Origin of the sequence: Hymenobacter telluris, from assembly GCF_017313265.1 — a bacterium.
Lineage (GTDB): Bacteria > Bacteroidota > Bacteroidia > Cytophagales > Hymenobacteraceae > Hymenobacter > Hymenobacter telluris.
Genome location: NZ_JAFLQZ010000013.1, coordinates 45,944 through 68,973, shown reverse-complemented (window position 1 = coordinate 68,973; position 23,030 = coordinate 45,944). Strand labels below are relative to the sequence as shown.

The following is a 23,030-nucleotide window of genomic DNA, read 5'->3' as shown; positions in this document are numbered from 1 at the left end:
GGGAGTTAACAAGCAAGTTTCACTCAACCGTACAGTTAGCGTACCACTTCCACCCAGCCCTTCCACGATTCGCCGGTGGCGCTGGTCAATTGGTAGTAGTACACACCGGCCGGTACGTTGTCGGTACCCCAACCATCGGTGTAGTTGCTTTGCTCGTACACTTTGCGGCCCCAGCGGTTGAAGATTTTCATGTCAACCGGCTGGAAGGTGAGGAAGGGCCGGAACGTGTCGTTCTTGCCGTCGCCGTTGGGCGTAATAACGTTGGGCCGTTGAGCTTCCCGCACAAATACGGTTAGGTTGCTTACCACTTCACAGGCCCCACCCGGACCGTACTTGGTGGTCAGGGTTACCCGGTAATTAGTACCGTTGGGCTCGGCGGTGGCATACGTGTGGCTTGGGTTCTGCTCGGTGCTGGTAGAACCGTCGCCGAAGTTCCAGAGGTAGCTGGTGGGCGTGCCCGCACCAGTAGAGCCGATAGTGGCGCTGAACGCCACTGGCGTGCCCGTAAACTCCTGCGTAGCGCTGGCCGCAACGGTTACCTGCGGACGTGGCGCAATGCTTACCACCACCGTGTCTTTGCCAATGCAGTTATTGGGCGTGGTAGCCGTTAGGATGTAGAAGGTAGTACCCGTAGGGGAAGCCACTACCGTACGGCCGGTGGTGGTGTTGAGGCCCAGCGGCGGGAACCATGAGTACGTTACGCCGGGTCCGGCATCGGGCACGCTCAGCGTTACCGAGCCACCTTCGCACACCACCTTATCGGGGCCAATAGCAGCGCGGGGCAAGCCAAATACCTGGATAGTATCGGTAGCAGTGGCACTCTGAATGCAGTTAGAAGGATCGGTGATGGTGAGGCGTACCACGTAACGGCCGGGGTTGGTGTACGTGGTGCTCACGAATGGCGTAGCCGCACTGGAAGTCTGGCCGTTGCCGAAGTTCCAGGAAGTGGTAGTACCGCTCACCGATGGCCGGGTGAAGAACACGGTAAACGGTGCGCAACCCGTCCGCAAACGACTTCCACCCGGCACGTTGGAAGGCGTGAACGTGGCATCAAGCTGCAACACGTCTATTTTGAAGGCGGCATTATTCCAGCTGGAACTGTTGCTGGCCGACCATGCATTGGCCGTGGTTGGCAAAGTAACCGAACCGCTGCCAACGCACATCGACTGGTAGATGATACCCTTCTTATCGAAGCGGGAGGTGCCGCCGTCTACGTGGCAGCTCCCGTTGCCAAAATACGTACCATACACCAAGCCGCTGGCATTAGCCGACAGCTGCATGATGTAGAAGTAACCGAAGTTGCCCGACGTACCAGAGGCATTACTTTGAATGGCATTGCCAGTAATGGGCATGTTGGCAATATCCCCACCGAAACCCGACAGCAAAATCTGGCCGCAGTTATCCACCAGAAAAGCCGTTGGCGAAATATTAGTGGAATTACCAGCGCCATTGCCTATCACCGTCGAGAAGCGAGTAGTGGTTAGCAGCCGGTCCAGCTTGTGAATAAACTGTAGGCTGTTTGGGTTGGAGTACACCCCGGCCGATACCGGATAAGCCCCGTCGGTTTGCCCGAACAGATATACTTCTCCTTGCCGGTCGAGTTGCAGGAAATAAGCTTGGTCGTAGCCACTGGTGCCGACGTAGGAAGCCTGGAACAAGTCGTTGCCGGCGGCCACAATGCGCGCTACAAATCCGTCGCTGCTGCCGCCCAAATAGTTCCGGTTCAAGCCACCAAGGGTACCAGGGAAGTTGGTGCTGGTAGTACCGCCACTCACAAACACGGTGCCGGTGCTATCAACCTGCACGGAATATGCCGCATCATCACCGGAGCCACCCAGGAAAGAACTCCATACCAAACCGGTAAGCGTGGGGTTGAACTTCACGATGGCCGCATCAGAACCACCGCTTTTAGCGGCCTGAAACCCGCCCATCGACGGAAAGTTGGTGGAAGACGTGAGCGTAGCCAGGTAGATGTTGCCCTGCGGGTCGGTTGTCACGTCGCCGCGGTAGGTGTCGTTGTAGTTTTTGTCGAGCGTACCGTTCACCTGGCCATCGTCGGCGCTGCCGCCCAGGAAGGTAGAAGCCAGCAGCTGCGTACCCGTGGGGTTCAGCTTGGATACCACAATGTCGGACCCGCTGTTGTAGGTTGGGTCGTAGGCGCCGGTAGTGGTAGGAAAATCAGAGGAGCTGGTGGAACCCAAAATCACGAGGTTGCCGGCCGGGTCCACTACCATACTGTGCGGATGGTCGTCGGAAGCACCGCCCACGTAGGTGGCATAGATGCGGGAGCCCTGCCGGGTACCGGCCGTGGGGTCGAACTTCATGATGCCATAGTCCTGGCTGCCGGCAAAGCTTACATCGTACGCCCCGGTAGTAGTAGGGTAGCCCGACGAAAACACCACGCCCCCGGCGTAGAGGTTGCCTTGCGCGTCGTAGGTAGCGGTGTAGCCGTAGTTACTGGCGCTGGAGCCCGTGTACGACGAGTACACCAGAATGGGGTCGATAACCAGCGGCAGGGCATGGTTGTAATCGTTGGGGAAAGCAAACGACAAGGTGTTGTTGGCGCTCAGCACGTAGCGGCACGCCACGGGCACCTTCTTGTCGCCTACCACCTGGTACGCCACAGGGCTCTGCTCTACTACTTCGCCTACCGAAGTGGCAATGTGCAAAGCCCCCTTCACAATACTCATTTTCTGCGGGCCTTCGTAGCGCAGCTTAATCTGCTTGGCATCAGCCCCGGCAGCCAACTCGAAGTCGTACTCTAGGTGGTCTTTGCTGGTATAGAAGCGCAAATCGGTGCCGGGGTATAGCCTTTGGTAACGCACCTCGCCAAACGAAGGCACATTGCTGGCCCACTTGCTTTGGTCTTTGCCCAGGAAATAGTTGCTGACCTCCCCGGTTTGTTCGGTGCCCTTTACCAGGGCTTGCTGGTTGGCCCCCACAAACGTAACCGAGTACGCATGGGCCTTGATACGGTGGTTGCGGCCATCGGGCTTGTGGTGGTGCAATTCCTCTACGGCTTTGGTGTCGTAGAGGGCCTGCATGAGGCGGCCTTGCTCTAAATACAGCCGGCCCCCGGGCACGTCGGTGGCAAACAGCACGGGCTTCTCCCACTGGTTGCGGTTAGCCACAAACTGTAGCTGCCGAGTGGGGGTAGGGGCGGCCACTTTTCCGGGGCCAGCGTCAGCCAGAACGGGGGTGGTGGCTGCTAATACGAGTGCTGAGGCACTCAACAGCAACGCGTTACGCTGCTGTTTCAACAAGGTAAAATTGGGCATAAATGGGTGATAAAGTGAAAAGAAACTATTAATAATCAACTAGTTGGCGTGGATGGATACCAGCTAGTCAGGGTAATTACTAAGCGCAAAAAATTCTCCGGCTCCAGTAAGCAAGAATCTTACCGAAACCGGAGAATTACGATATCCGATTATACAATTTATAGACGGAGGAGCTTATAGCTTCTCGAAGATGCGGGCGAAGCTCACGGCCTGCCCGATGTAGGCGTGCAGCTCGGAGATGGGCATGCGGGTTTGCTCGCGCGAGTCGCGGTGCCGGACGGTAACGGTGTTATCTTCCAGGGTCTGGCCATCTACTACTATGCAGAAGGGCGTCCCGATGAGGTCCTGGCGGGTGTAGCGCTTACCGATGGCATCCTTTTCCTCGAGCACCAGCCGGAAGTCGTGGCGCAGGGCGTTGAAGATTTCGGTGGCTTTTTCGGGCATTCCGTCCTTGCGCACCAGCGGGAAGATGGCGGCCTTGATGGGCGCTACAGCGGGGTGCAGCTTCAGGAACTTGCGGGTTTTGGTTTTCTGCTCGTCGCCTTCACCCTCGGTAATGGTTTCTTCCTGAAACGCTTGGCAGAGCGTGGCCAAAAACAGCCGGTCGGCACCAACCGAGGTTTCCACCACGAACGGCACGTAGTTGCCGTATGCTTTGCCGGTTTCGGGGTTGATATCGTTGTCGAAGTAGTTCTGCTTTTTGCGGCTCAGGTTCTGATGTTGCGTCAGGTCATAGTCAGTCCGCGAATGGATACCTTCAATTTCTTTGAAGCCGAACGGAAACTCGTATTCGATGTCCACCGCGGCTTTGGCATAGAAGGCCAGCTTGTCGTGGTCGTGGAAGCGGAGCTTGTTGGCCGGTAGGCCCATGGCCTCGTGCCAGGCGCGGCGGGTGGCTTTCCAGTGCTGATACCATTCGTCCTCGGTGCCAGGCCGGATGAAGAATTGCATTTCCATCTGCTCGAACTCTCGCATGCGGAAAATGAACTGCCGGGCCACGATTTCGTTGCGGAACGCCTTGCCGATTTGCGCAATACCGAACGGAACACTCTTACGAGCCGACTTATACACGTTCAGGAAGTTTACAAAGATGCCCTGCGCGGTTTCGGGCCGCAGATAAATCTTGCTGGAATCGTCGGCTACGGCGCCTACCTGGGTGCTGAACATCAGGTTGAACTGGCGCACGTCGGTCCAGTTGCCGGTTTTGGAAACCGGGCACAGAATTTTCTCGTCGATGATGAGCTGCTTGACGCCGGCCAAGTCTTCGGCGGTGAGCAAGCGGCCCATTTCCGCCAGCAGAGCATCGGCGCGGGGCTTGTCGCCGGCGTTTTCGTATTCGGCGGCTTTGTCTTCGAGCAGTACGTCGGCGCGGTAGCGCTTCTTGCTGTCGAGGTTATCAATCATGGGGTCCGAGAAACCATCCACGTGGCCGGAGGCTTTCCAGGTGAGCGGGTGCATGAAGATGGCTGCGTCAATACCCACCACGTTCTGGTTGAGCTGGGTCATGGCCTGCCACCAGAGCTGCTTGAGGTTGTTTTTCAGCTCCACGCCCATCGGGCCGTAGTCGTACACGGCGGCCAGGCCGTCGTAGATTTCACTGGACGGAAAAACGAAACCGTACTCTTTGGCGTGCGAAACGATTTCGGCCAGGGTACCCTCGGTGGTAGTGGCCGCTTTCTGCGGGGCGTTGCTCATGCTATCAGTAGTTAGTAGGTAGTATTGGGTACTGAGTGGGCGCCTGCGGCCAGCGCGACCCCAGGAATACGGAATACGCGGTGCTCACCATCCAATGCTTCCCGGCAAAAGTAGTGGAAGCTACGTAGGTGGCGAAGCTTCCTGCATTTCCGGGCTATATAAATGTTGGCTCCCAAACCGGCATTCTGCATTTGCCTGCCACTCAAGCACCTTCACTCAACCTCCGTTCTGATCCTGCGTTTAGCGGCTCGGCAGAGGCCGTCAGGCATTCTTACTTAACAATTTCATAATCTTGCCACCCTTACGGGTAACTCTACCTTTGATTGTTGAAAACTGAATTTCCATTAATCCCACTTGTATGTTTGGCTTAGAGCCTCATGTGCTGCTGCTGCTGCTGGCCTGTCTGGTGGCGGCCTGCGCGTTTGAATTTGTCAATGGTTTCCACGACACGGCCAATGCCGTGGCCACGGTTATCTACACCAATGCGTTGCGGCCCTGGGTGGCCGTTATCTGGTCGGGGTTCTGGAATTTTATTGGGGTCCTGACCGGGGGTATCGGCGTGGCTATGGGCATTGTGTACCTGCTGCCCGTGGAAAGCCTCGTCGACCAGAACGTGTACCACGGTATTGCCATGGTGGGCGCCCTCATTGTGGCGGCCATCATCTGGAACGTGGGCACCTGGTACTACGGGCTGCCCTCGTCGTCGTCGCACGCGCTGATTGGCTCCATCCTGGGGGTGGGTATTGCGTTCAGTTTGCTTTCCGATGGGCAGGGCGCGGCTGTTAACTGGGGCAAGGCCGGCGAAACCGGTTTGGCCTTGCTAATTAGCCCGCTGTTCGGCTTCTCGCTCACCATTATTATGATGTTCCTGCTGAAGCGCTTCGTGCCCAACAAGGCCATCTTCAAGGAGCCCCACAAGCGCAAGCCACCACCCATCTGGATTCGGTTGATTCTGGTGGCTACCTGTACGCTGGTCAGCTACTTCCACGGCTCCAACGACGGCCAGAAGGGCGTGGGCCTGATTATGCTGATTCTGATTGGTATCGTGCCCATTCATTTTGCCCTCAACCAGAAGCTGAACCCGCTGGACATGCGCAGCTCGCTGGCCAAGGTGGAAACCGTAATGGGCAAGGTAGACCCCTCCACGCTCAGCGCCGCCGACAGCAAGCTGCTAACTGAAATCAAAGCGCAAACCACCACCCTCGACCAAATATTCGCCGGCAAAACCGACGTGAAGCAGCTGCCCGAGCAAGCCCGCTTCGAGATTCGCAAAGCCATCCTGCTGCTCAACAGCAAAGCCAAAAAATTTACCGCCAGCGAGAAGGTGCCGCTGAGCACGGTTGACCGCAAAACTTACGAGGAGAGCATCACCGAGCTGCGCACCTTCACCGACTACGCGCCGTGGGAAGTATCGTTTATGGTGGCCTTGTCGCTGGGGATTGGCACCATGGTGGGCTGGAAGCGCATTGTAAAAACCATTGGGGAGCGAATTGGTAAGGAGCACCTGACCTATGCACAAGGCGCCTCTTCTGAGCTGGTAGCAGCCACCATGATTGGGGTTTCCACTGGCTTTGGGTTGCCTACCAGCACCACGCACGTGCTGTCGTCGGCCATTGCAGGCTCCATGGTAGCCAACCGTGGCATCAAGAACCTGAACCCTCAGATGGTGCGCAACATTGCGCTGGCCTGGGTGCTCACGTTGCCGGTTACCATGGTGCTGTCGGGCGGGTTGTTCCTGCTGTTCCGCGCCATTGCTGGTTAGGCGGGTTTCGGTACCTACCGTAGTTAAATGCAAAAGCCGCTCCTGTTAGGAGCGGCTTTTTCTATTTGTCTGATTCTCAAACCAAGAGACTAAGGCGTAAGCAAGTGAGCTACACTACACATATTTAAAGGTAAATACTTAATAAATACGGTAGTTATCCACTTATCCACAGGCAAAATCGGCTGTTTTGTGGATAACTCTAAATTAAGCAGGCCACTGCACGTCTAGGTCTTCCGAAATGAAGACGCCGAAGTTCACAAACTGAAGCTCGTCTTCATCAAAGTAAAGGTCAATCATTTCCTTTTCGTACGACACGCGGGTTTCGCCGGTATCCATCTTTTCCACTTCGCTGGCTTCGAGGCCGTGCTTGCGCATCAGCTCCTGAATTTGCTCCGGCGACTGGCCATGAATCAGCTCCCCGTACAAGCGCATACCGGGGTGGTCCGTCTCGATGCAGCTCAGGCGGTAATCATCCTCTCGGTCGAAGTACAGCGAGTAGCCTTCTTCGAGGTAGTTCCAGGCCTGGTGCTCGAACTCGTCTTCCTCTTCTGATTCTTCTATTTCTTCGGGCTCACCCATCAGGGCGCGCACTTCATCCATGGTGGCGCCGAAGCGCAACGGGCCCATGCCCGTGCCCAGGATGATTTCGTTTTCTTCGGTGCTGGAAGGTTGTTGATTGGTGCTCATAGAGGCAGTGGTTGTGGTGGTGGAGTGGTAAAGGTACTGGTTGATATGCTGATTGCTGATGGTTGATTGTTTGAGGTGCTGATGTGCTGTAAAGACCAAAATTCCAAGCCGCAGCCCAGCTATTCATCAGCACCTCAAACATCAGCTTATCAACACATCAAGTAATCATTTCCCGTAGCGGGCCTGGAAATCGGTGCGTTGGCGCACGTAGTCGGGGTTCTCTTTAGCCTGGTCCCACTTCCGTTTGAAAATAGCAGCGGCTTCGGCTTTTTCGGGGTCTTCGGGGGCGCGGGGCAGTTCGGGGCGGCCGTGGGCACCGCTCTGGCCTTTTTTGTCGTCGGGCACGGGGCCGTCGTACTTTTTGCCGCCGCGGTGGTTGGCGTAGCGCCGGGCCCTGGTGAAACCCATTTGCAAAAACTTGCGGGCCATGTCGGCGCCCACAAAGTCGTTGGCTTTTAAATAGGCCTCAAACAAGCCGTAGATGGTATCGGCCGACTCCCGTGCCACCGCAGGGGTGCGGAAGCGCCAGTGGGGCAGAATCTCGCCTTTATACGGCTGCACCAGCAGCACGCCCTGCTCGCCTTTGCCCACGCGGTAGAATTCGGGGTGCTCCCGAAAGTCTACGGTGCGGAAATCGAGGGTGTAATCAAACGGCATAACGGGCGGCTGGCGGAAGGATGCTATATACGTGGCCCTGCTGAATTGGGTGGTGGCCGGCCCCGCTGGTTTCAACCCCGCTCCGGCCGCTGGTGGCCCGGCCTGTGCCTTGACCCGAACTGCCCGGCGAAACCGTCCCGCTTTTTTTTGGGGCCGGCCAACTTGTCCACACAGTTAATAACTTTTTAAAAGAAGAAATTTTAAGAAATCTTTTTTATCCCTGTCGTTAGGGGTGTTTATAAGTGGACAACAATTTCAAGTAATCCACACCGCGGATAACTTGTGTATAGCTCGGGAGTTATACACCGTCTATCAACAGGGTGTGTGCATATCATTAACCTGTATATCAAGTAATTAACAGGTTTGTTCACTATCCACACAGCTTGTCCACGTATCCACAATCCACACAATTTGCCGGTGTGGATTAGGTGTAAAAGCCGGGGAAGTTATCCACCCTTATCCACCACCGGGCCGTGCATAACGTGTGCTGCTACGGCCAGCAGACGCGCAAAAAAACTTATCCTTTATTTCTGCACGCGTTATCCCCAGGTTTCCCCCGTATTATCCACAGGTTACGCCCAACAAGCCCCGGATAGTGGATAAACCTGTGGATTTGGTGTGGATAAGCGCTTGAAAATGGCCTCAGTAACTGGAAACGACTATCAGCAATGTGGAAACCTGCCCGCCAACGGGCCAAACAGCCCTGATTTCCGCCAAACAAGAGGGTAAGCTATTCACCACGGCAAAGCCGCCAACAACTGAAAACTACTCTCACAGCCTGCAAACCGCGTTTTTAGTTACTGGAAGTTACTTCCCATGCTCTGTCTTGGGTGGCTGAAGCTTCTGGCAGCGGTTCTGGGGGTAGGACAGAAAAAAAATAGCGGGCAACTGTAACGTTCAGAAGAAGCGACGGTATTCCGTTCAAATCTTCGCAAAACCGCCGGCGGCTCGTCAGGCGTCACTGGAGTTACTACCTATTTACACGCAAGCCGGCTGGCCTGATTAGGCTACCGTGCCATAACGCCCCGAGCCTCGTCTCCTTCCACTTGTTGCCCTCCCCTGCTCACTGCCGGCTTTGCTGGCGGCTACTCCTTTGCGTGCCTTACGCAGCCTGTTTTCTACGCCCACGCACTATGAAATCTGTACTCGCTATTTCCGTATTACTCGGGCTGTATCAGCCGGTAGCTGCCCAACTCCCCTCCCCTGCCGCTGGGGCCGCCGCTACGGCCCCGGGCCGCCTAACCGGCTCGGTGGTGCACGCTACCACCAAGCATCCCGTTGAGTTTGCTACCGTAAGCTTGCTGGAACCGGGCACTGGCAAGCTGGTAGCAAGTGGTGTGTGCGACATGAAAGGCGAGTTTGCCCTGTTGAAAGTGCCAGCTGGGGACTACAAGCTGAGCGTAAGTTTTGTGGGCTTCGAGACGAAAACTCTGGAGCATGTGCTGGTAAGCGCCACCACGCCCAGCCAAGTCGTAACCCTGGTGCCCGCCGCCCAGCAGCTAGGCGAAGTGAAAGTGACGGGGCAGCGGGAGTTGATTGAAAACCAGGCCGACCGGCTGGTGTACAACGCCGAGAAAGACCAGAGCAACACCGGCGGTACCGCCGCCGATGTGCTCAAGAAAGTACCTATGCTCAGCCTCGACCCCGATGGCAACCCCGAGCTACGCGGCTCCACCAGCGTGCGGGTGCTCGTGAACGGGAAGCCCAGCGGCATGCTGGCCAACAACCTCGCCGATGCCCTGCGCCGCCTGCCCGCCGACCAAATAAAGTCGGTGGAAGTTATTACCAGCCCCTCGGCCAAATACGACGCCGAAGGCTCGGGCGGGGTCATCAACATCATCCTGAAAAAGAATGCCGCGCTGGGTACCACCGGCTCGGTGAGTGCCACGGCGGGCAACATGAACAACAGTGTGAATGCCAGCGTCAACAGGCAAAGCGGCAAGCTGATGGTGGCTTCGGAGCTGGGCGTGGCAGCCTACTACAACCGTTACCGCAGCGTGATACGCCGGACCGATGTGCTGGCCCCCGGCGAGCTGGCCGAACTAAACCAGCGCACCGCCACCCGCAACTACAACCAGGGCCTGACCGGCCGCCTGAGCTTCGACTACGACCTCACCAAGCAGGATGCCCTTACGCTGGGCGCCAATACCGAGCTGTTCCGCTACCACAGCACCCGCAGCATCAGCTCCAGCTACCTCGCCCCTACCCTCCCCGACGATGTGTACCGCCGCCAAATCAACTGGCCGTTTTCCAACCACTTTCCCAGCCTCGATGTGAATGCCGGCTACACCCACACCGGCCGTCGGCCGCGCCAGGAGCTAAGCGTACTGGGCCTGCTAAGTACCAGTTCGGGCCGGCAGGCGTATGACCTCAACCAAACCCGGGGCGAAGGGCTGGACTACCGCGAAACCAACGTCAACGTGAGTGGCAACCGGGAGCTAACGTTTCAGGTGGACTACGCCCAGCCCACCGACAGCACCGGGCTGCTGGAAATGGGAGCGAAAACCATTCTGCGCCGCGCCGGCAGCGACTACACCATTGCCGCCGACAGCCTCAACGGCCGCGGCCTGGTGCTGGTGCCCGCCCGCTCCAACGAGTTCAACTACCAGCAGAACGTGTACGCCGGCTACCTGTCCTACGGCTTCACGCTGAACAAGGTGTACAGCTTCAAGGCCGGTACCCGCGTAGAGCACACCCGCGTGTTCGGCGACTTTGCCAACACCACTACCACGGTGCGCCAGCAGTACACCAACGTTATTCCGAACGTGCTGGTAACTCGGGACTTTGGGGCCGACAAGGCGCAGAAAATCAAGCTGGGCTACACCCGCCGCATTCAGCGCCCCGACATCTGGCTGCTCAACCCCTACCTGAACGTGAACAACGGCCGGCAGGCCTCGTCGGGCAACCCCACTCTGCGCGCCGAGCTGACCGACGCCTACGAGCTGGGGTACAGCACCAGCCACAACGCCAGCACGCTCAATGTGTCGGGGTACTGGCGGCAAACCAACAACGCCATTCAGCAGGTCTGGTCGCGGGTGCCGGCTCGTAGTATTTTCCCCGATGACACCACCAACTCCAACGTGCTTTATAACACGTTTGAAAACGTGGGCCGCCGCGCCACCTATGGCCTGAGCGTAACGGGTTCGGCCAAGCCCACTCCGGCCTGGACTCTTAATGCCACGGTGAATGCCTTCTATCTGAACGTGGCAAGCCCGGCGCTGGGCTTGCGCAACCAGGGTCTGATGTATAACGGCAACTTCTCGGCGGGCCGGACGCTGGACCACGGCTACAGCCTGCAAGGCTCGGTGTACGTCAACTCGCGCCGGATTCTGTTGCAGGGCAACGCCAGCGGGTTCTACACTCACTCCCTATCGGTGAAGAAAGACCTGTTCGACAAGAAAGGCAGCCTCACGCTCAACCTCGAAAACCCCTTCAACCGCACCATGCTTTTCCGCGCCGACATAGCAGCCCCCGACAGCTACAACCTGCGCAGCGACACCTACGCCTACAACCGGTCGGTACGGGTAAGCTTCAACTACCAGTTCGGCTCCACCACCGATACCCCCGCCCGCCAGCGCAAAAGCATCCGCAACGACGACCAGAAGAAAGGCGAAAACGGCGGCTAATCGTAACGCGGAAGCCACAGGAAATCTGTTCCGCGACGAGTGAAGCGAGTTCCTACGCGGTAGCGCGAAACCGCATACTCGCGTTGCTCGTCGCGGAACAGATTTCCTGTGGCTTCCGCGCTACTTTTTTGCGTTTTAGAAAGCCAACCGAATTTCCTCGATTTCAAAGCCCGCGCGCACTTGCTCAGACTTGGGTTGCAGGAACACGGGCTCGGCGGGCAGCAGCAGGTTTGGGTCGCCGCCGCGCCACTTGCCGTCGCCGTCGGCATCAATTAGCACCCGGAACGTGTAGGTGGCCGGGGGCAGCCTATCGAAGCGGAAGGTGTTTTTGGGGCTGTCGAGGGTGGCTACCACTTTGTTTTGCTGGTCAAGCAGCTGAAGTTCGTAGCGCTTATACTTGGTGGTAATGGTACCGGCCAAACTGCCGTAAGTAGCCTGGTCCGTGACGCGCAGCCGCAGGGGCCGGGCGCCCAGCCGCTGGCCGGTTACAGTGGTCAGGTTCAGGGTATCGAGGCGGAGCGTAACGGTTTGTTTGGCTTTGGTATCCAGCAGCACGGTTAGCAGGGTCCGGTCGGGGCTGAGGGTGCCGTTGGCGGGCAGCACCAGGGGGCGGCGGGCCGAGGTGGAGTCTTCCTGCAACGTGGCAAACGGCTTGCCGGGCGCTACCCGCACCGGTTCCGTAAACGAAAACTTCACCTCGCCCTGCCGGTACACTTCGCGCGGCGCGCCTTCCACCGTGTACACCGGCGGGCGACGGGTAGGGGCGGTACCGGGGAATTTTACGTTCAGCGTATCACGGCTGGTGTTGCCGGCGCTGTCGGTGGCGGCCAGCAGGTAGCGGCCTTCACCCAGCACCGGCGTGCGGTAAAGCACCACGGTGCGGCCTTGCTCGGTGAGCTGCACGGCCTCGTTGAGCTGCGGAGTGGCGGGGGCACCCAGCGGCGTGAGTGCCGCCGTTTGCAGTCCCTCGCCGTAGCTGATGCGGAACTGACTGAACGAGCCCTGCCGGCTGCTGGCCGTGGGCCGCCGCAAGTCGGGCCGCACCAGCACCAGGTTCACCGAATCAGGCCGCGGGTCGATGGTAATAAAATCGGGCAGGTAGGCTATTTTCTCGCCTTCGTCGTAGCGGGTGTTGTTGTTTTTGTCGGCCAGCGCGTAGATGCGGTAGCGCCCGGCTTTCAGGTTGCGCAGGCTGTAGCTGCCGTCTTTTTCGGTGCGGGCCAGGTAGTAGGGTTTGCCGCGGCGCACGCCGGCCGTATCGGCTTCGGGGTAGAGCAGGACCGGGGCCGTTTCGGCGGGTTTGTTGCTGAGCAGGTCGCGCACGGTACCGCGCACGGCGCCCGAGTCGAGCACCGCGCCCGTACTGAAACTCACCGCTACGTTGGCAGCCGGGTTGCTTTCGGTGATGTCGGTTACGGCGTTGCCGAAGTTGAACGAGTAGGTGGTATTAGCTTCCAGCGGCTTATCAAACAGCAGCGAAATGGAAGTCCGGTCTTCGCGCAGCTTGTACGGGTTGTCTTCGGGCAGCGCCGGCGAAATGATGAGGTTTTTGGTCAGGTCCTTGAGCTGCACCGACTCGGAAAACACCAGCCGCACCACCTGGCCCTTGTAGTTGCGGGTACCGTCGGCGGGGATGGAGCTAACCAGCTTGGGCGGTATAATGTCCTTTTCGCCGCCGGTAGGTGAGCTGATGGAAGCACAGCCTGCCAAGCCGGCGCCGGCAGCAAGCAACACAAAAAGATTAGCGCGAACGGACATTATACAGCAGCAGCGTGGAAACAGTCAGCACGGCAATAGCCAGCACTGTCAACAAAGTGGTTTTGCGGGTTGGTTTAGCTTCAGCCTCTTCTACCGGCGTAGTATCGGGCACGAGAGCCGGGCGCTGGGTGGTGTCGGGGGGCACCGGCCGGCGGGTGGTATCCGGTAGCTCTACGCTAGCAACGCTCGCCACCGCCCGAACCGTATGCAAGGTGGTTGAGAGAGGTAGCAGAGCAACTCGTTTTCCCGCCCCGGCCCGCCCCGGAACTGCCCACACAGCCAGCAGTAGTCCAAGGGCGAAAACAACCGGTGCGGGCATAGCTACTCAGCGTTTAGCGGCCACGTAAATCAAACTGGAATACTGGCCCTCGTGCCGGGCGGCGTATTGGTTGGACGCAAAGCCGGCCTTCAACACCGATACAATCCCGCCGCCCCGCTCGGCGCGGTGCTTCTCGCTGAGCATGCTGACGTAGTAAGCGTCCAGGGCCATGGGCAGCGTTTTCAAAACCGTCAGCTTGTGCTTTTTGAGCAGCTGGGTCATGGTTTTCAAATTGAAGTGGTACAGGTGCCGCGGCACGTCGTAGGCGGCCCAGTCCTGCCGGTAATGCTGAGCATCGAGGCTGTCCACGTTGGGTACGGCAATAAGCAGCACGCCGTCGGGCTTCAGTAGGCTGATGAGCTGCTGGAGCGTTTCGTTGAGTTCGTGCACATGCTCCAGCACGTGCCAGAGCGTAATGGCATCGAAGCTGCCTTTTTCAAACGAGGTCAGGCTTTCGGTGCCGATGGGTTGGCCGGCCCGTGCCGAGGCTTCCTGCTGGGCGCGGGCGTTGGGCTCCCAGCCGGCAATCTGCCACCCGTCGGTTTTGGCCGCGGCCAGAAAGTGGCCCGTGCCGCACCCATAGTCAAGCAGCCGGCCTTTGCGCGGGGCCAGCTTGTTGATGAGGCCCACCTTGCGGCGCATCGTGAAAAACCGCGCCACTTTGTACGCCTGGTTGATTACGCCCGCCGCCCCGCTGTTGTGCGACACATAATCGTCGGACTCGTAGTAGCGGCCAATATGGGCGGCGTCGGGCCGGGGGTTGGTGAACTGGAAGCTGCACGCCTCGCACTGCTGAATAGCAAAGCTTTCCTTGCTCACCGATTTGTCTTCCACTACCAGCTTGTTGCGAAACTCCGTTTTGCCGCAAACCGGGCACTTCTCCAATCGTTCGTAAGACACTGTATTTCAAGTTATGAGTTATGAGTTATAAGTTATGAGTTGCGAATGGCGTCTAATGTCGAGCAAGCCAACTCATAACTCATAACTCACAATTCATAACTGAATCATCGGCCAAGGTACACCATGAGCACCGAAATATCGGCGGGCGAAACGCCGCTGATGCGGGCGGCCTGCCCGATGGTTTCGGGCTGCACCTTGAGCAGCTTTTCGCGGGCTTCGTGCGAGAGGGCCGGCATGGCCTTGTAGTCGAGGCGGCCCTGAATCACGAAGTTTTCCAGCTCGGCGGCCCGGATGGCCTGCTGATTTTCCTTCTCGATGTAGGTTTCGTACTTCACCAGAATCACGGCCTGTTCCAGCGCCTCGGGGCCGTACGGTGCCAAGGCCAGCGTGAGGCCGGGCAGCACGCTGGTCAGGTTGGGTAGCTCGATGTTAGGCCGGCGCAACAGGTTGATGGCGCGGGTTTTTTCGGTGATGGTAGCCGACCCCAGTTCCGCCAGGAACCCGTTGATTTCGGCGGGCTCGATGGCAAACGTCTTCAGCGTTTCCAGCACGTCGGCGGTCTGCCGCTCTTTCTCGCGCACCAATTCCATCCGTTCTTCCGAGGCCAAGCCCAGCGCGTAACCCAGCGGCGTGAGGCGCAAGTCGGCGTTGTCCTGGCGCAGCAGAATGCGGTGCTCGGCGCGGCTCGTGAACATGCGGTAGGGCTCGTCGGTGCCTTTGTTCACGAGGTCGTCGATGAGCACGCCGATGTAGGCCTCGCTCCGCTTCAGGATGAAAGGCTCTTTGCCGTGCACCCGGTTGTGGGCGTTGATGCCGGCCATGAGGCCCTGGCAAGCGGCTTCCTCGTAGCCCGTGGTGCCGTTGATCTGGCCCGCGAAGTAGAGGTTGCGCACCTGCTTGGTTTCTAGGGTGAGGTTGAGCTGGGTCGGCGGGAAGAAGTCGTACTCGATGGCGTAGCCGGGGCGGAACATCTTGGCTTTCTCGAAACCGGCAATTTTGCGCAGGGCGCGGTACTGCACGTCCTCGGGCAGGCTGCTCGAAAAGCCGTTCACGTACACTTCCACCGTGCTCCACCCCTCGGGTTCCACAAAAATCTGGTGCCGGTCCTTATCAGCGAAGCGGTTGATTTTGTCTTCTACCGACGGGCAATAGCGCGGCCCCAGCCCCTTGATGCGGCCCTGGAACATCGGCGACTTCTCGAAACCCTCGCGCAGAATCTCGTGCACCTCGGCGTTGGTGTAGGTGATGTAGCACGGGCGTTGCTTCACCAGCGGCGGGGTGGGCAGGTAGCTGAATTTGCTGGCTACCTCGTCGCCGGGCTGCTCCTCCATTTTCGAGTAGTCGAGGCTGCGGCCGTCCACGCGGGGCGGGGTGCCGGTTTTCATGCGGCCCGCCTCGAAGCCTAGCTCCTTAAGCTGCTCAGTAATACCAGTGCTACCGCGCTCCGCGGCGCGGCCACCACCGAAATTTTTCTCGCCAATATGAATCAGACCGTTGAGGAACGTGCCGTTGGTCAGCACCACGGCTTTGCTGCGGAACTCGATGCCCAACTGAGTTTTCACGCCTACTACGGTGTCGTTTTCCACTAGCAGGCCCATGACGGCCTCTTGCCAGAAATCCACGTTCAGCGTTTGTTCCAGGGTGTTGCGCCACTCCTCGGCAAAGCGCATCCTATCAGACTGCGCCCGGGGGCTCCACATGGCGGGGCCTTTCGAGCGGTTCAGCATCCGAAACTGAATCATCGTTTTGTCGGTGATGATGCCCGATTGGCCGCCGAGGGCGTCCACTTCGCGCACAATCTGGCCCTTGGCCACGCCGCCCATTGCCGGGTTGCACGACATCTGCGCGATGGTGTTCATGTTCATCGTTACGAGCAGGACTTTGGAGCCCAGGTTGGCAGCGGCGGCAGCAGCTTCGCAGCCCGCGTGCCCCGCTCCTACTACAATAACGTCGTATTCTTCTTGCTGAAACATAAGGGTAGCGCCAAGCTCCGGCTTGGCGAGGCATATGGGGTGTTGGTCCTAACAGCAATTGCCGCGCAGGTCGTTCAACATCAACTGCCACTTACCAGGCCAAGGCTTGGTACTACACGCAAAACGCCCGCGCTTCGGCGGGCATTCCGTTGAAATCGGAAGTTGAAAACCGGACGCAACTAGCTAGAAACCTGTACAAAGATAGGTAGTTGTTGCGGTTGTTGCGCGGAAGCGCCCGGTTACTCAGGGTCGTAGTTGTCCGGTTCCTCGTCCAGTAGCTCGGCCATTATGGCTGCGGAATGCGCATTTACAGCTTCCCACGAAAACGGCAGCCACTCACTGTTCAGGCAGTTATACATTTCGGTGGCGGCTAGGCTGGGGAATAGCTTGTAGTCGAACTTGGGGTAGTTGTGCACCAGGTAGCCAGGGTAGTAGAACGTTTTCTGCTGGTGGCGGGCGTGGTTGATTTTCAGCAGCATCAGGTACTTGCCCAGGCTGTATTTCCGGTAGCCAGGGTCGTAGAAGTTCATGATACCGGCCAGGGTGCGGGTGCCACTGTCGAAAATACCGACGGCAATCAGCTGCCCGTCGTCCCGGATTTCTAGCATCTCGGTGGTGAAAATGCTGTGCGTAGCGCCACCCAGCAGAAAAGCATCCACGGTTTCGGGTGCGTCGAAGGTGATGGAGCTACGGTACAAAGCATAGAGGGCTTCCAGCTCGGGCGTGATGCGCAGCGGGCGGATGGTAGTGGAAAACCGCTCGTTGAGGCGCAACAGCCGCCGTTGCTCGGGCCCATAGTGCACGTCAGCGAGTCGCAGCCGGAGCCAGTGCACCGTGTGGTACTCGCCTTCCACGGCCAAAAACCGGCAGGTAAACAAGTCCTGCACCATGCGGTAGTAGCCCTGGCCCAGGTAATAATCCAGCATGGGGCCACTAACAACCGGCATATAGGAAGAGCTAGCAGACATAAAGCAAGGTAAGAATCAGGAAGCTAGTAAAGCTGAGTGTACCAGCACTGTCATTCCGACGCAGGAGGAATCTGAGTTGAAGACGTTCAACGACTATACTCAGATTCCTCCTGCGTCGGAATGACAGAAGGAATACGCAAAAAACGCCCGCTGGAAGGCGGGCGTTTTCATGAGTGAAAGTACAGTAGGTTTCCCTAGAAAGTGCGCAATGACAGGCAGTAATCCTCTTTGGCCCGCATGGCGGTTTGGCTGATTAAGTCCTTGTCGGCGTAGCCCAGCAAGTGTAGCACGCCATGAATCATGACGCGGTGCAGCTCGTCGATAAACGGAATGCCCAGCTGCTGCGCGTTTTCCCGTACCCGCTCCACGGATATAAAAATGTCGCCCTCAATGATGTCGGCGTCATCGGCATTGTCGAAAGTGATGACGTCGGTGTAGGTGTCGTGGTCGAGGTATTCCACGTTCACGCGGTGCAGGTACTCGTCGGAGCAGAAAATGTAAGTGAGCTGCACCAGCTCGTACTCGTGCACTTCTATCACCCGCTCAATCCAGGAGCCCAAGGCCTCGGCGTCGGCCAGCTCAAAGGGCACGTCCTCGACCAGAAACTCAATTCCGTGCGACTCGTGCGAATCCTGGGGCAAACCGCTGTTCATTTCGTGTTCGGTACCGGGCGGGTGCTGGTTCATTTCTAGTGAGAACTGCTAGAGGTAAGGTCTTCCTGGGCGCTGGCGGTTTCTGAAGGGGCCGACAGCAGGAAAGTGAGCTGCACGTTGCGGCCGTCTTTGGTGAATTCCACCTCGTCGGCCAAGTGGCGAATCAGGAAGATGCCGCGGCCACCGGGGTTTTCCAGGTTTTCGGGCGCGGTAGGGTCAATCAGGTTGTTGTAGTCGAAACCCTGACCCTCGTCTTCCACTTCAAATTTCACCCGGTCGGTGTCCACGTACAGCGACAGGTACACATTCTTATCCTTATCGAACTTGTTGCCGTGGCGGATGGCGTTGTTCACGGCCTCCGTCACTGCTACCATGATATTGCCATAAATATCATCTTCGATGTGGAAGGTATCCTTCGAGTTGTCGATGAAACTCTCCACGACGCGAATGTTCTCGACCAGCGAGGGAATCTGAATTTTAACTTGCTTCATATACAGGTGTGAGGAACGGCAGGGCGCAAACTTAGCGGAACGCTATTTCATTTTCTGAAAATATTCGCTGACCTCTCGTTGATAATAGGGAGTAAGGGTGGTAGGCACAGTACGAAGCAGCTCGGTCTGGCGTTCTTTCTGGCGTTTGTATTGTTGGAAGGCAGGCGGAAATACGGGTGGCTGGTTCTGAGCAGACTGCGCCTCGCGCTTGTCGTCCTGGTCCCGTTCCCGCGCCGATTTCTCGGCTTCCAGTAACCGGGTCAGAATCTGACGCTGACGCATGACTGTCTGTTCTGTCAGGCGCTTGTTTACGAGGTCGGTTTCGGTTTGTTCCATCATTTTTTTCAGCTCGCCGGTGCCATTACCGCCTAGGTCACCTTTGCCGTCTTGGCCACCCGGCTTACTGCCGGGTTTGGTGCCTTTCTGCTGTTTTTCCAGCTCCTGCAAGGCCTGCCGCAGCATCTGCTGCTGTGCCGCCAGCTTCGCCAAATCTTCGCTCAGGGCCCGGCCTTGCTTGCCGCTCTGCTGAAGCTGCTGAATCTGCTGGTTGAGCTGCTCCTGCATTTTCCCCATGCGGCCAGCTTGGCCTTGGCCTGGCTTCTGGCCTTTCTTCTTGCTTTTGCCGGGCTTGCCATCACCCGACTGCGGCTGGCCCATCATGCTTTCGCGCTGCTCCTGCTGCATCTGTTGCAGCGCCGAGTTCAGCATCAAAGCTAGGTTGTTCATGCTGGTCATGGCTTGCTGCTGGCTGGCGGTGGCGCGGCCCACGTTGCGCTGCCGAATGTGGTCGAGGCTTTCGTCCATGCGGCCGTTCATCTCGCCCACTTCCCGGGTCACGAAGCTCTGAATTTTGGGCTCCTTTTTGGCCAACGCATACAAGGAATCCTGCACCACGCGAGCATCGTCTTTGAGCTTGCGCTGGTTTTGGCCGAGCTGCACGAAGCGCGGGTCACTCTGGTCCACCTTACGGAAATCCTTCATCAGGTTTTCCTCATCGAAGCTGAGCTTGAGTAGGTTTTCCAGGATGTCGCGCAGGTCGTCGATGTTCTGGGCCTGCTGGTCCTGCTCGTCCTGGTCCATCTGCTGCTGCATCTTCTGGGCCATTTTCTTCATGCCGCTGGCGGCTTGGCTCTGGCTCTGGCTGGCTTTCTTGTTCTGGTTTTTGGAGAGCTGCTGCTCACTTTCTTCCATCTGCTCGTCTACCTGCTGCTGCTCGGGCTTCATTTCCTCGGCGCCGTTTTCGTTGCCGAGCTGCTGGTCCATCTTCTTGAGGTCTTGCAGGTCTTTCTTCAGCTCATCGAACTGCTGCTTATTGTCTTGCTGCTGCTTTTTCAGGTCTTCCTGCTTTTGCTGCTGCTGTTGTTTGCTGTCCTTGTTGTCGGGGTTGTCTTTGTCGTTTTTCTGGGTTTCCTCGGCCAGTTTCTCTTGCTCCTTGGCCAGCTCTTGCAGCTTGTCCAGGGTTTCTTCCTGCTTCTGCTCGAACTGTAGCTGCTTGAACATTTCCAGCGCGCGTTCCAGCTCTTTCTGCAAGGTGTTTTCCTTGTTTTCCAGCTTTTGCAGGAGTTGCTGCATGTCGGGCTGGTTCATGTCTTTTTGCTGTTCCAGCAGTTTTTGCAGCTCCTCGTACAGCTTCTTGGTTTCGGGGTCGAGCAGGCTTTCCATCAGCTTTTGCAGCTCCTTGGCTTTCTCGGCCAACTCCTGGCTTTTGGGGTCCAGCTCGTCCTGCTTCTGGGTGAGCTGCTCGAACATCTTCTTCATGTCCGCCATCTGCTGGTCCATCTGCTGCTTCTGGTTGAGCATGTCCTGCAGCTGCTTCTTGTCCTGGAAGTTCAGTTCGCGCTTGGTCTTGAGCTTGTCCTGGCTTTTGGCTAGCTCACGCTCCAGCTTCTTGCTTTGCTCCGCCGATTTGCTGAGCTGGCTCTGCACCGATTCCGACTGCGAGTTCATTTGGTCGCGCAACTCCTGCTTGCTCGGGAGCCGGAACTCCACCGCCCGCGTCCTGGCCGATTTGGCACCGTGCACGCCGTCGTTGTCCCACACCTGCACGAAGTATTCCAGCCGGTCGCCGGGCTGCATTTTGAGCGGGCGCAAATCCCACTGATACGCATAGGTTTGGGCCGGGCCACTGGCCAGCGGCAGCGCCCGCGCCTGAAACGTTGTATTCGGCCGCGCCTTGCTGGTCACGCGGTAGTGCAGCTGCAAGCGCGAAAGGCCGTAGTCGTCGCGCACGGAGCCACCCAGCGCTAGGTAGCGCAACGACACCGTATCGGTGAAGCTTTCCAGGCTGATTTCCGGTACCTGGTCGGGTATGGCGGTCAACTGGTACTCGATAGGGTCCCGGTTGAGGCTGGCCGGGTTTTGCAGGCGCAACGCGTAGTTCTGGGTGCGAATCACCCGGCGCGAGGCCGTGAATTCTTCGCCGCTTTCCTGGGCCGTTACGGTTTCATCGGGGCTCTTAAACAGCAGTTGCAGCTGGTCGGTGGCCTGGGTGGCAAACTGCCAGCGCACGGTGCTGCCCTCGGGCACAGTAAGGTTGCCGGTGTTCTGAATGGTTTCGGCGGGCTTCCCGATGTAGGCCGGATACGTCACCTGCACCTTGAAGTCGCGCAGGTTGGGCCGCTGGCGCAGGGTCAGGTCGTAGTCTTCCGAGGTAACGGTGGCGGCGGTCAGTTGGAACTCCACACCCTGCTGCAACTGCTCGAACTGGTAGGTGAAGTGGTTGCCCCGCTCCTTGGTAAGGCGCCGCTCCCGGCCGCCGTACACTATACTTACCTCGTTGGGCAGGGCCTCGCCTTCCACGCGCACATCCAGCTTGAAATCTTCGCCCTGGAAAGCCGTGAGGTTTTTATTTTCCACCACAAACGCAAACGGTGCGGGCGGGGTGTACTTCTGGCGGTAGTTGAGCAGCCGCTCGGTGCCCTGCACAAACAGCGCCGGGTACACCAGCAGCACCAGCATAATCACGCCCGCTGGCACGGCTACGTACTTCCAAAGCGGCCGGGTTTGCTTCTGAATATCAATGCCTTCCTCGAACCGAAACCCCGACAGCTGCCCGGCGCGCTGCTCCAGGCTGGCGGCAATCAGGGCGTTGCCCTGGGCTTTGTCCTGGAGTTGTAAGGCGTTCAGCAGCTTGTCTTGAATATCGGGAAACAGCTCCCCTACCCGCTGGGCGGCTTGCTCGTCACTGAGCAAGCGGCGCAGGTTGGTGAGGGCCGCCAGCGGCTGCCAAATCCAGCGCATAAAGGCGTACACCGCCAGCCCCAGAAACCCAAACAGCAGGCCCCCCCGCACCCAAGTGGGCAGGTAGAGGAAGTATTCGAGCGTATTCAGCACCAGAAACAAACTAAGCAGCAGCGCCCCGGCCACCAGTGCGCCGCGCACCAGCAAAGAGAGGTAGAACTTGCGCTTGAAAGCTTCGAGGCGGGCCAGCACCTCCCGCAAAGCCGATGAAGTAGAAAGGGATTCTTGAGGCACAGGCATAACTATTCAAAAGGCCGTTGTCAGCCTGGGAAAGATACAGAATAAGCGCACGGGCTGCACACCCACGCCCGTAGAACCGGGTTTGCCGCTTGCCGGTTCCGCTTGCGGCCGGGCCTACTGGCTTGTTGGGCGCATTCAAATGAGTTGGCGGAGCCTATGTGCTGGTTTGCTTGGCGTAATAGGTTACTTCCGGCGGGCTATTCCTCGGCAATGAGGCGCTGCAAATCTTGCAGGTTGGTGTAATCGGGGCGAATAAAACCCTGCTTGGGGTCGTCTAGGTCGCGGATGGACTGCACGGTGGATGAATGTTGGAAATGAAGGAGACGCAGGTATGCACTGCTCAGAGCCTCCGGTAAGCATAAGGTAATAAGTTGCGTGTTACTGAAGCAGCAGCTACCGCAAAAGCCCGTATGCCCAGGCTCGACCGTGTGAATGCCAACACAGAACAGCATCTGGCAGAGCGTTCCAAGCAGCTTTTATGCAGATGCTTATTCCGAGTATCATGGCTTTAGCTTCAGGCTCGCCACTTGTTGCCTTGCGCTACGTTTTACCCTCCGTCATTCCCATACTCAGGAATGCTCAGGCTCCTTGCAAGTCGGTGTAGTAGTAACGAAACGGGTGATACGCTTACCTCCAGAATTAGTAGTGATTAAAAACAAAATATTATTCATAAAGTAATATTTTAAGATTTTGCGAGATATAATAAATAGGCGTGATTGGGAACAATGTATCTGGCTAATAATCACTACTGTTGAGTATACTTTATTCCCATTATGAGATTAA

Annotated in this window: 14 protein-coding genes; 2 read left to right on the top strand and 12 right to left on the bottom strand. The window is 57.8% G+C overall.

From position 1 onward, the window contains the following. Window positions 1-35: 35 nt before the first annotated feature. Together J0X19_RS17295 and J0X19_RS17290 are read right to left on the bottom strand one after the other, a co-directional pair. Window positions 36-3,278, bottom strand: coding sequence for a DUF7948 domain-containing protein (locus J0X19_RS17295; protein WP_206985684.1), 3,243 nt, complete (start codon window positions 3,276-3,278; stop codon window positions 36-38). 174 nt (window positions 3,279-3,452) lie between these two features. Then, window positions 3,453-4,973 (bottom strand): glycine--tRNA ligase, encoded by a 1,521-nt coding sequence (locus tag J0X19_RS17290; RefSeq protein WP_206985683.1) that lies wholly within the window; start codon window positions 4,971-4,973, stop codon window positions 3,453-3,455. Between the two features lie 358 nt (window positions 4,974-5,331). Between J0X19_RS17290 and J0X19_RS17285 the strand changes: the two genes are divergently transcribed. Then, complete coding sequence (locus J0X19_RS17285) at window positions 5,332-6,735, top strand: inorganic phosphate transporter (RefSeq protein ID WP_206985682.1); 1,404 nt, start codon at window positions 5,332-5,334, stop codon at window positions 6,733-6,735. Window positions 6,736-6,939: 204 nt separating this feature from the next. Here the strand turns inward: J0X19_RS17285 and J0X19_RS17280 are convergent, their stop codons facing one another. Then, window positions 6,940-7,422 (bottom strand): hypothetical protein, encoded by a 483-nt coding sequence (locus J0X19_RS17280; RefSeq protein WP_206985681.1) that lies wholly within the window; start codon window positions 7,420-7,422, stop codon window positions 6,940-6,942. Window positions 7,423-7,587: 165 nt separating this feature from the next. Then, the gene (locus tag J0X19_RS17275; protein ID WP_206985680.1) at window positions 7,588-8,079 is read right to left on the bottom strand and encodes a DUF4385 domain-containing protein; all 492 of its coding nucleotides are present in this window, start codon (window positions 8,077-8,079) and stop codon (window positions 7,588-7,590) included. A 1,133-nt stretch (window positions 8,080-9,212) separates the two neighbouring features. On the opposite strand from J0X19_RS17275, the gene J0X19_RS17270 reads away from it, so the two are divergent. Further along, window positions 9,213-11,705: an outer membrane beta-barrel family protein gene (locus tag J0X19_RS17270; protein ID WP_206985679.1), complete on the top strand. Its 2,493-nt coding sequence runs from the start codon at window positions 9,213-9,215 to the stop codon at window positions 11,703-11,705. Between the two features lie 135 nt (window positions 11,706-11,840). Here J0X19_RS17270 and J0X19_RS17265 read toward each other — a convergent pair whose 3' ends face one another. The 8 genes from J0X19_RS17265 to J0X19_RS17230 form a co-directional block, all read right to left on the bottom strand. Continuing rightward, window positions 11,841-13,463 (bottom strand): Ig-like domain-containing domain, encoded by a 1,623-nt coding sequence (locus J0X19_RS17265; RefSeq protein ID WP_206985678.1) that lies wholly within the window; start codon window positions 13,461-13,463, stop codon window positions 11,841-11,843. Then, entirely contained in the window at window positions 13,447-13,782 is a 336-nt protein-coding gene (locus tag J0X19_RS17260; RefSeq protein WP_206985677.1) for a hypothetical protein, read from the bottom strand. The genes J0X19_RS17265 and J0X19_RS17260 overlap by 17 nt, the downstream gene beginning before the upstream one ends. A 6-nt stretch (window positions 13,783-13,788) precedes the next feature. Further along, a complete protein-coding gene (locus J0X19_RS17255; protein ID WP_206985676.1) occupies window positions 13,789-14,682 on the bottom strand; it encodes a class I SAM-dependent methyltransferase in 894 nt (297 codons plus the stop codon). Between the two features lie 104 nt (window positions 14,683-14,786). Continuing rightward, entirely contained in the window at window positions 14,787-16,655 is a 1,869-nt protein-coding gene (gene mnmG, locus J0X19_RS17250; RefSeq protein WP_206985675.1) for a tRNA uridine-5-carboxymethylaminomethyl(34) synthesis enzyme MnmG, read from the bottom strand. Window positions 16,656-16,894: 239 nt separating this feature from the next. Then, the gene (locus J0X19_RS17245) at window positions 16,895-17,623 is read right to left on the bottom strand and encodes a GNAT family N-acetyltransferase (protein ID WP_206985674.1); all 729 of its coding nucleotides are present in this window, start codon (window positions 17,621-17,623) and stop codon (window positions 16,895-16,897) included. A 194-nt stretch (window positions 17,624-17,817) separates the two neighbouring features. After that, window positions 17,818-18,309: an rRNA maturation RNase YbeY gene (gene ybeY, locus J0X19_RS17240; RefSeq protein ID WP_206985673.1), complete on the bottom strand. Its 492-nt coding sequence runs from the start codon at window positions 18,307-18,309 to the stop codon at window positions 17,818-17,820. A 2-nt stretch (window positions 18,310-18,311) separates the two neighbouring features. Further along, on the bottom strand, window positions 18,312-18,767 hold the full coding sequence (locus tag J0X19_RS17235) for an ATP-binding protein (protein WP_206985672.1): 456 nt from the start codon (window positions 18,765-18,767) through the stop codon (window positions 18,312-18,314). Window positions 18,768-18,809: 42 nt separating this feature from the next. Further along, window positions 18,810-22,241 carry a DUF4175 family protein gene (locus J0X19_RS17230; protein ID WP_394369122.1) on the bottom strand — a complete coding sequence of 1,144 codons (3,432 nt, stop codon included), beginning with the start codon at window positions 22,239-22,241 and terminating at the stop codon, window positions 18,810-18,812. Between the last annotated feature and the right edge of the window lie 789 nt (window positions 22,242-23,030).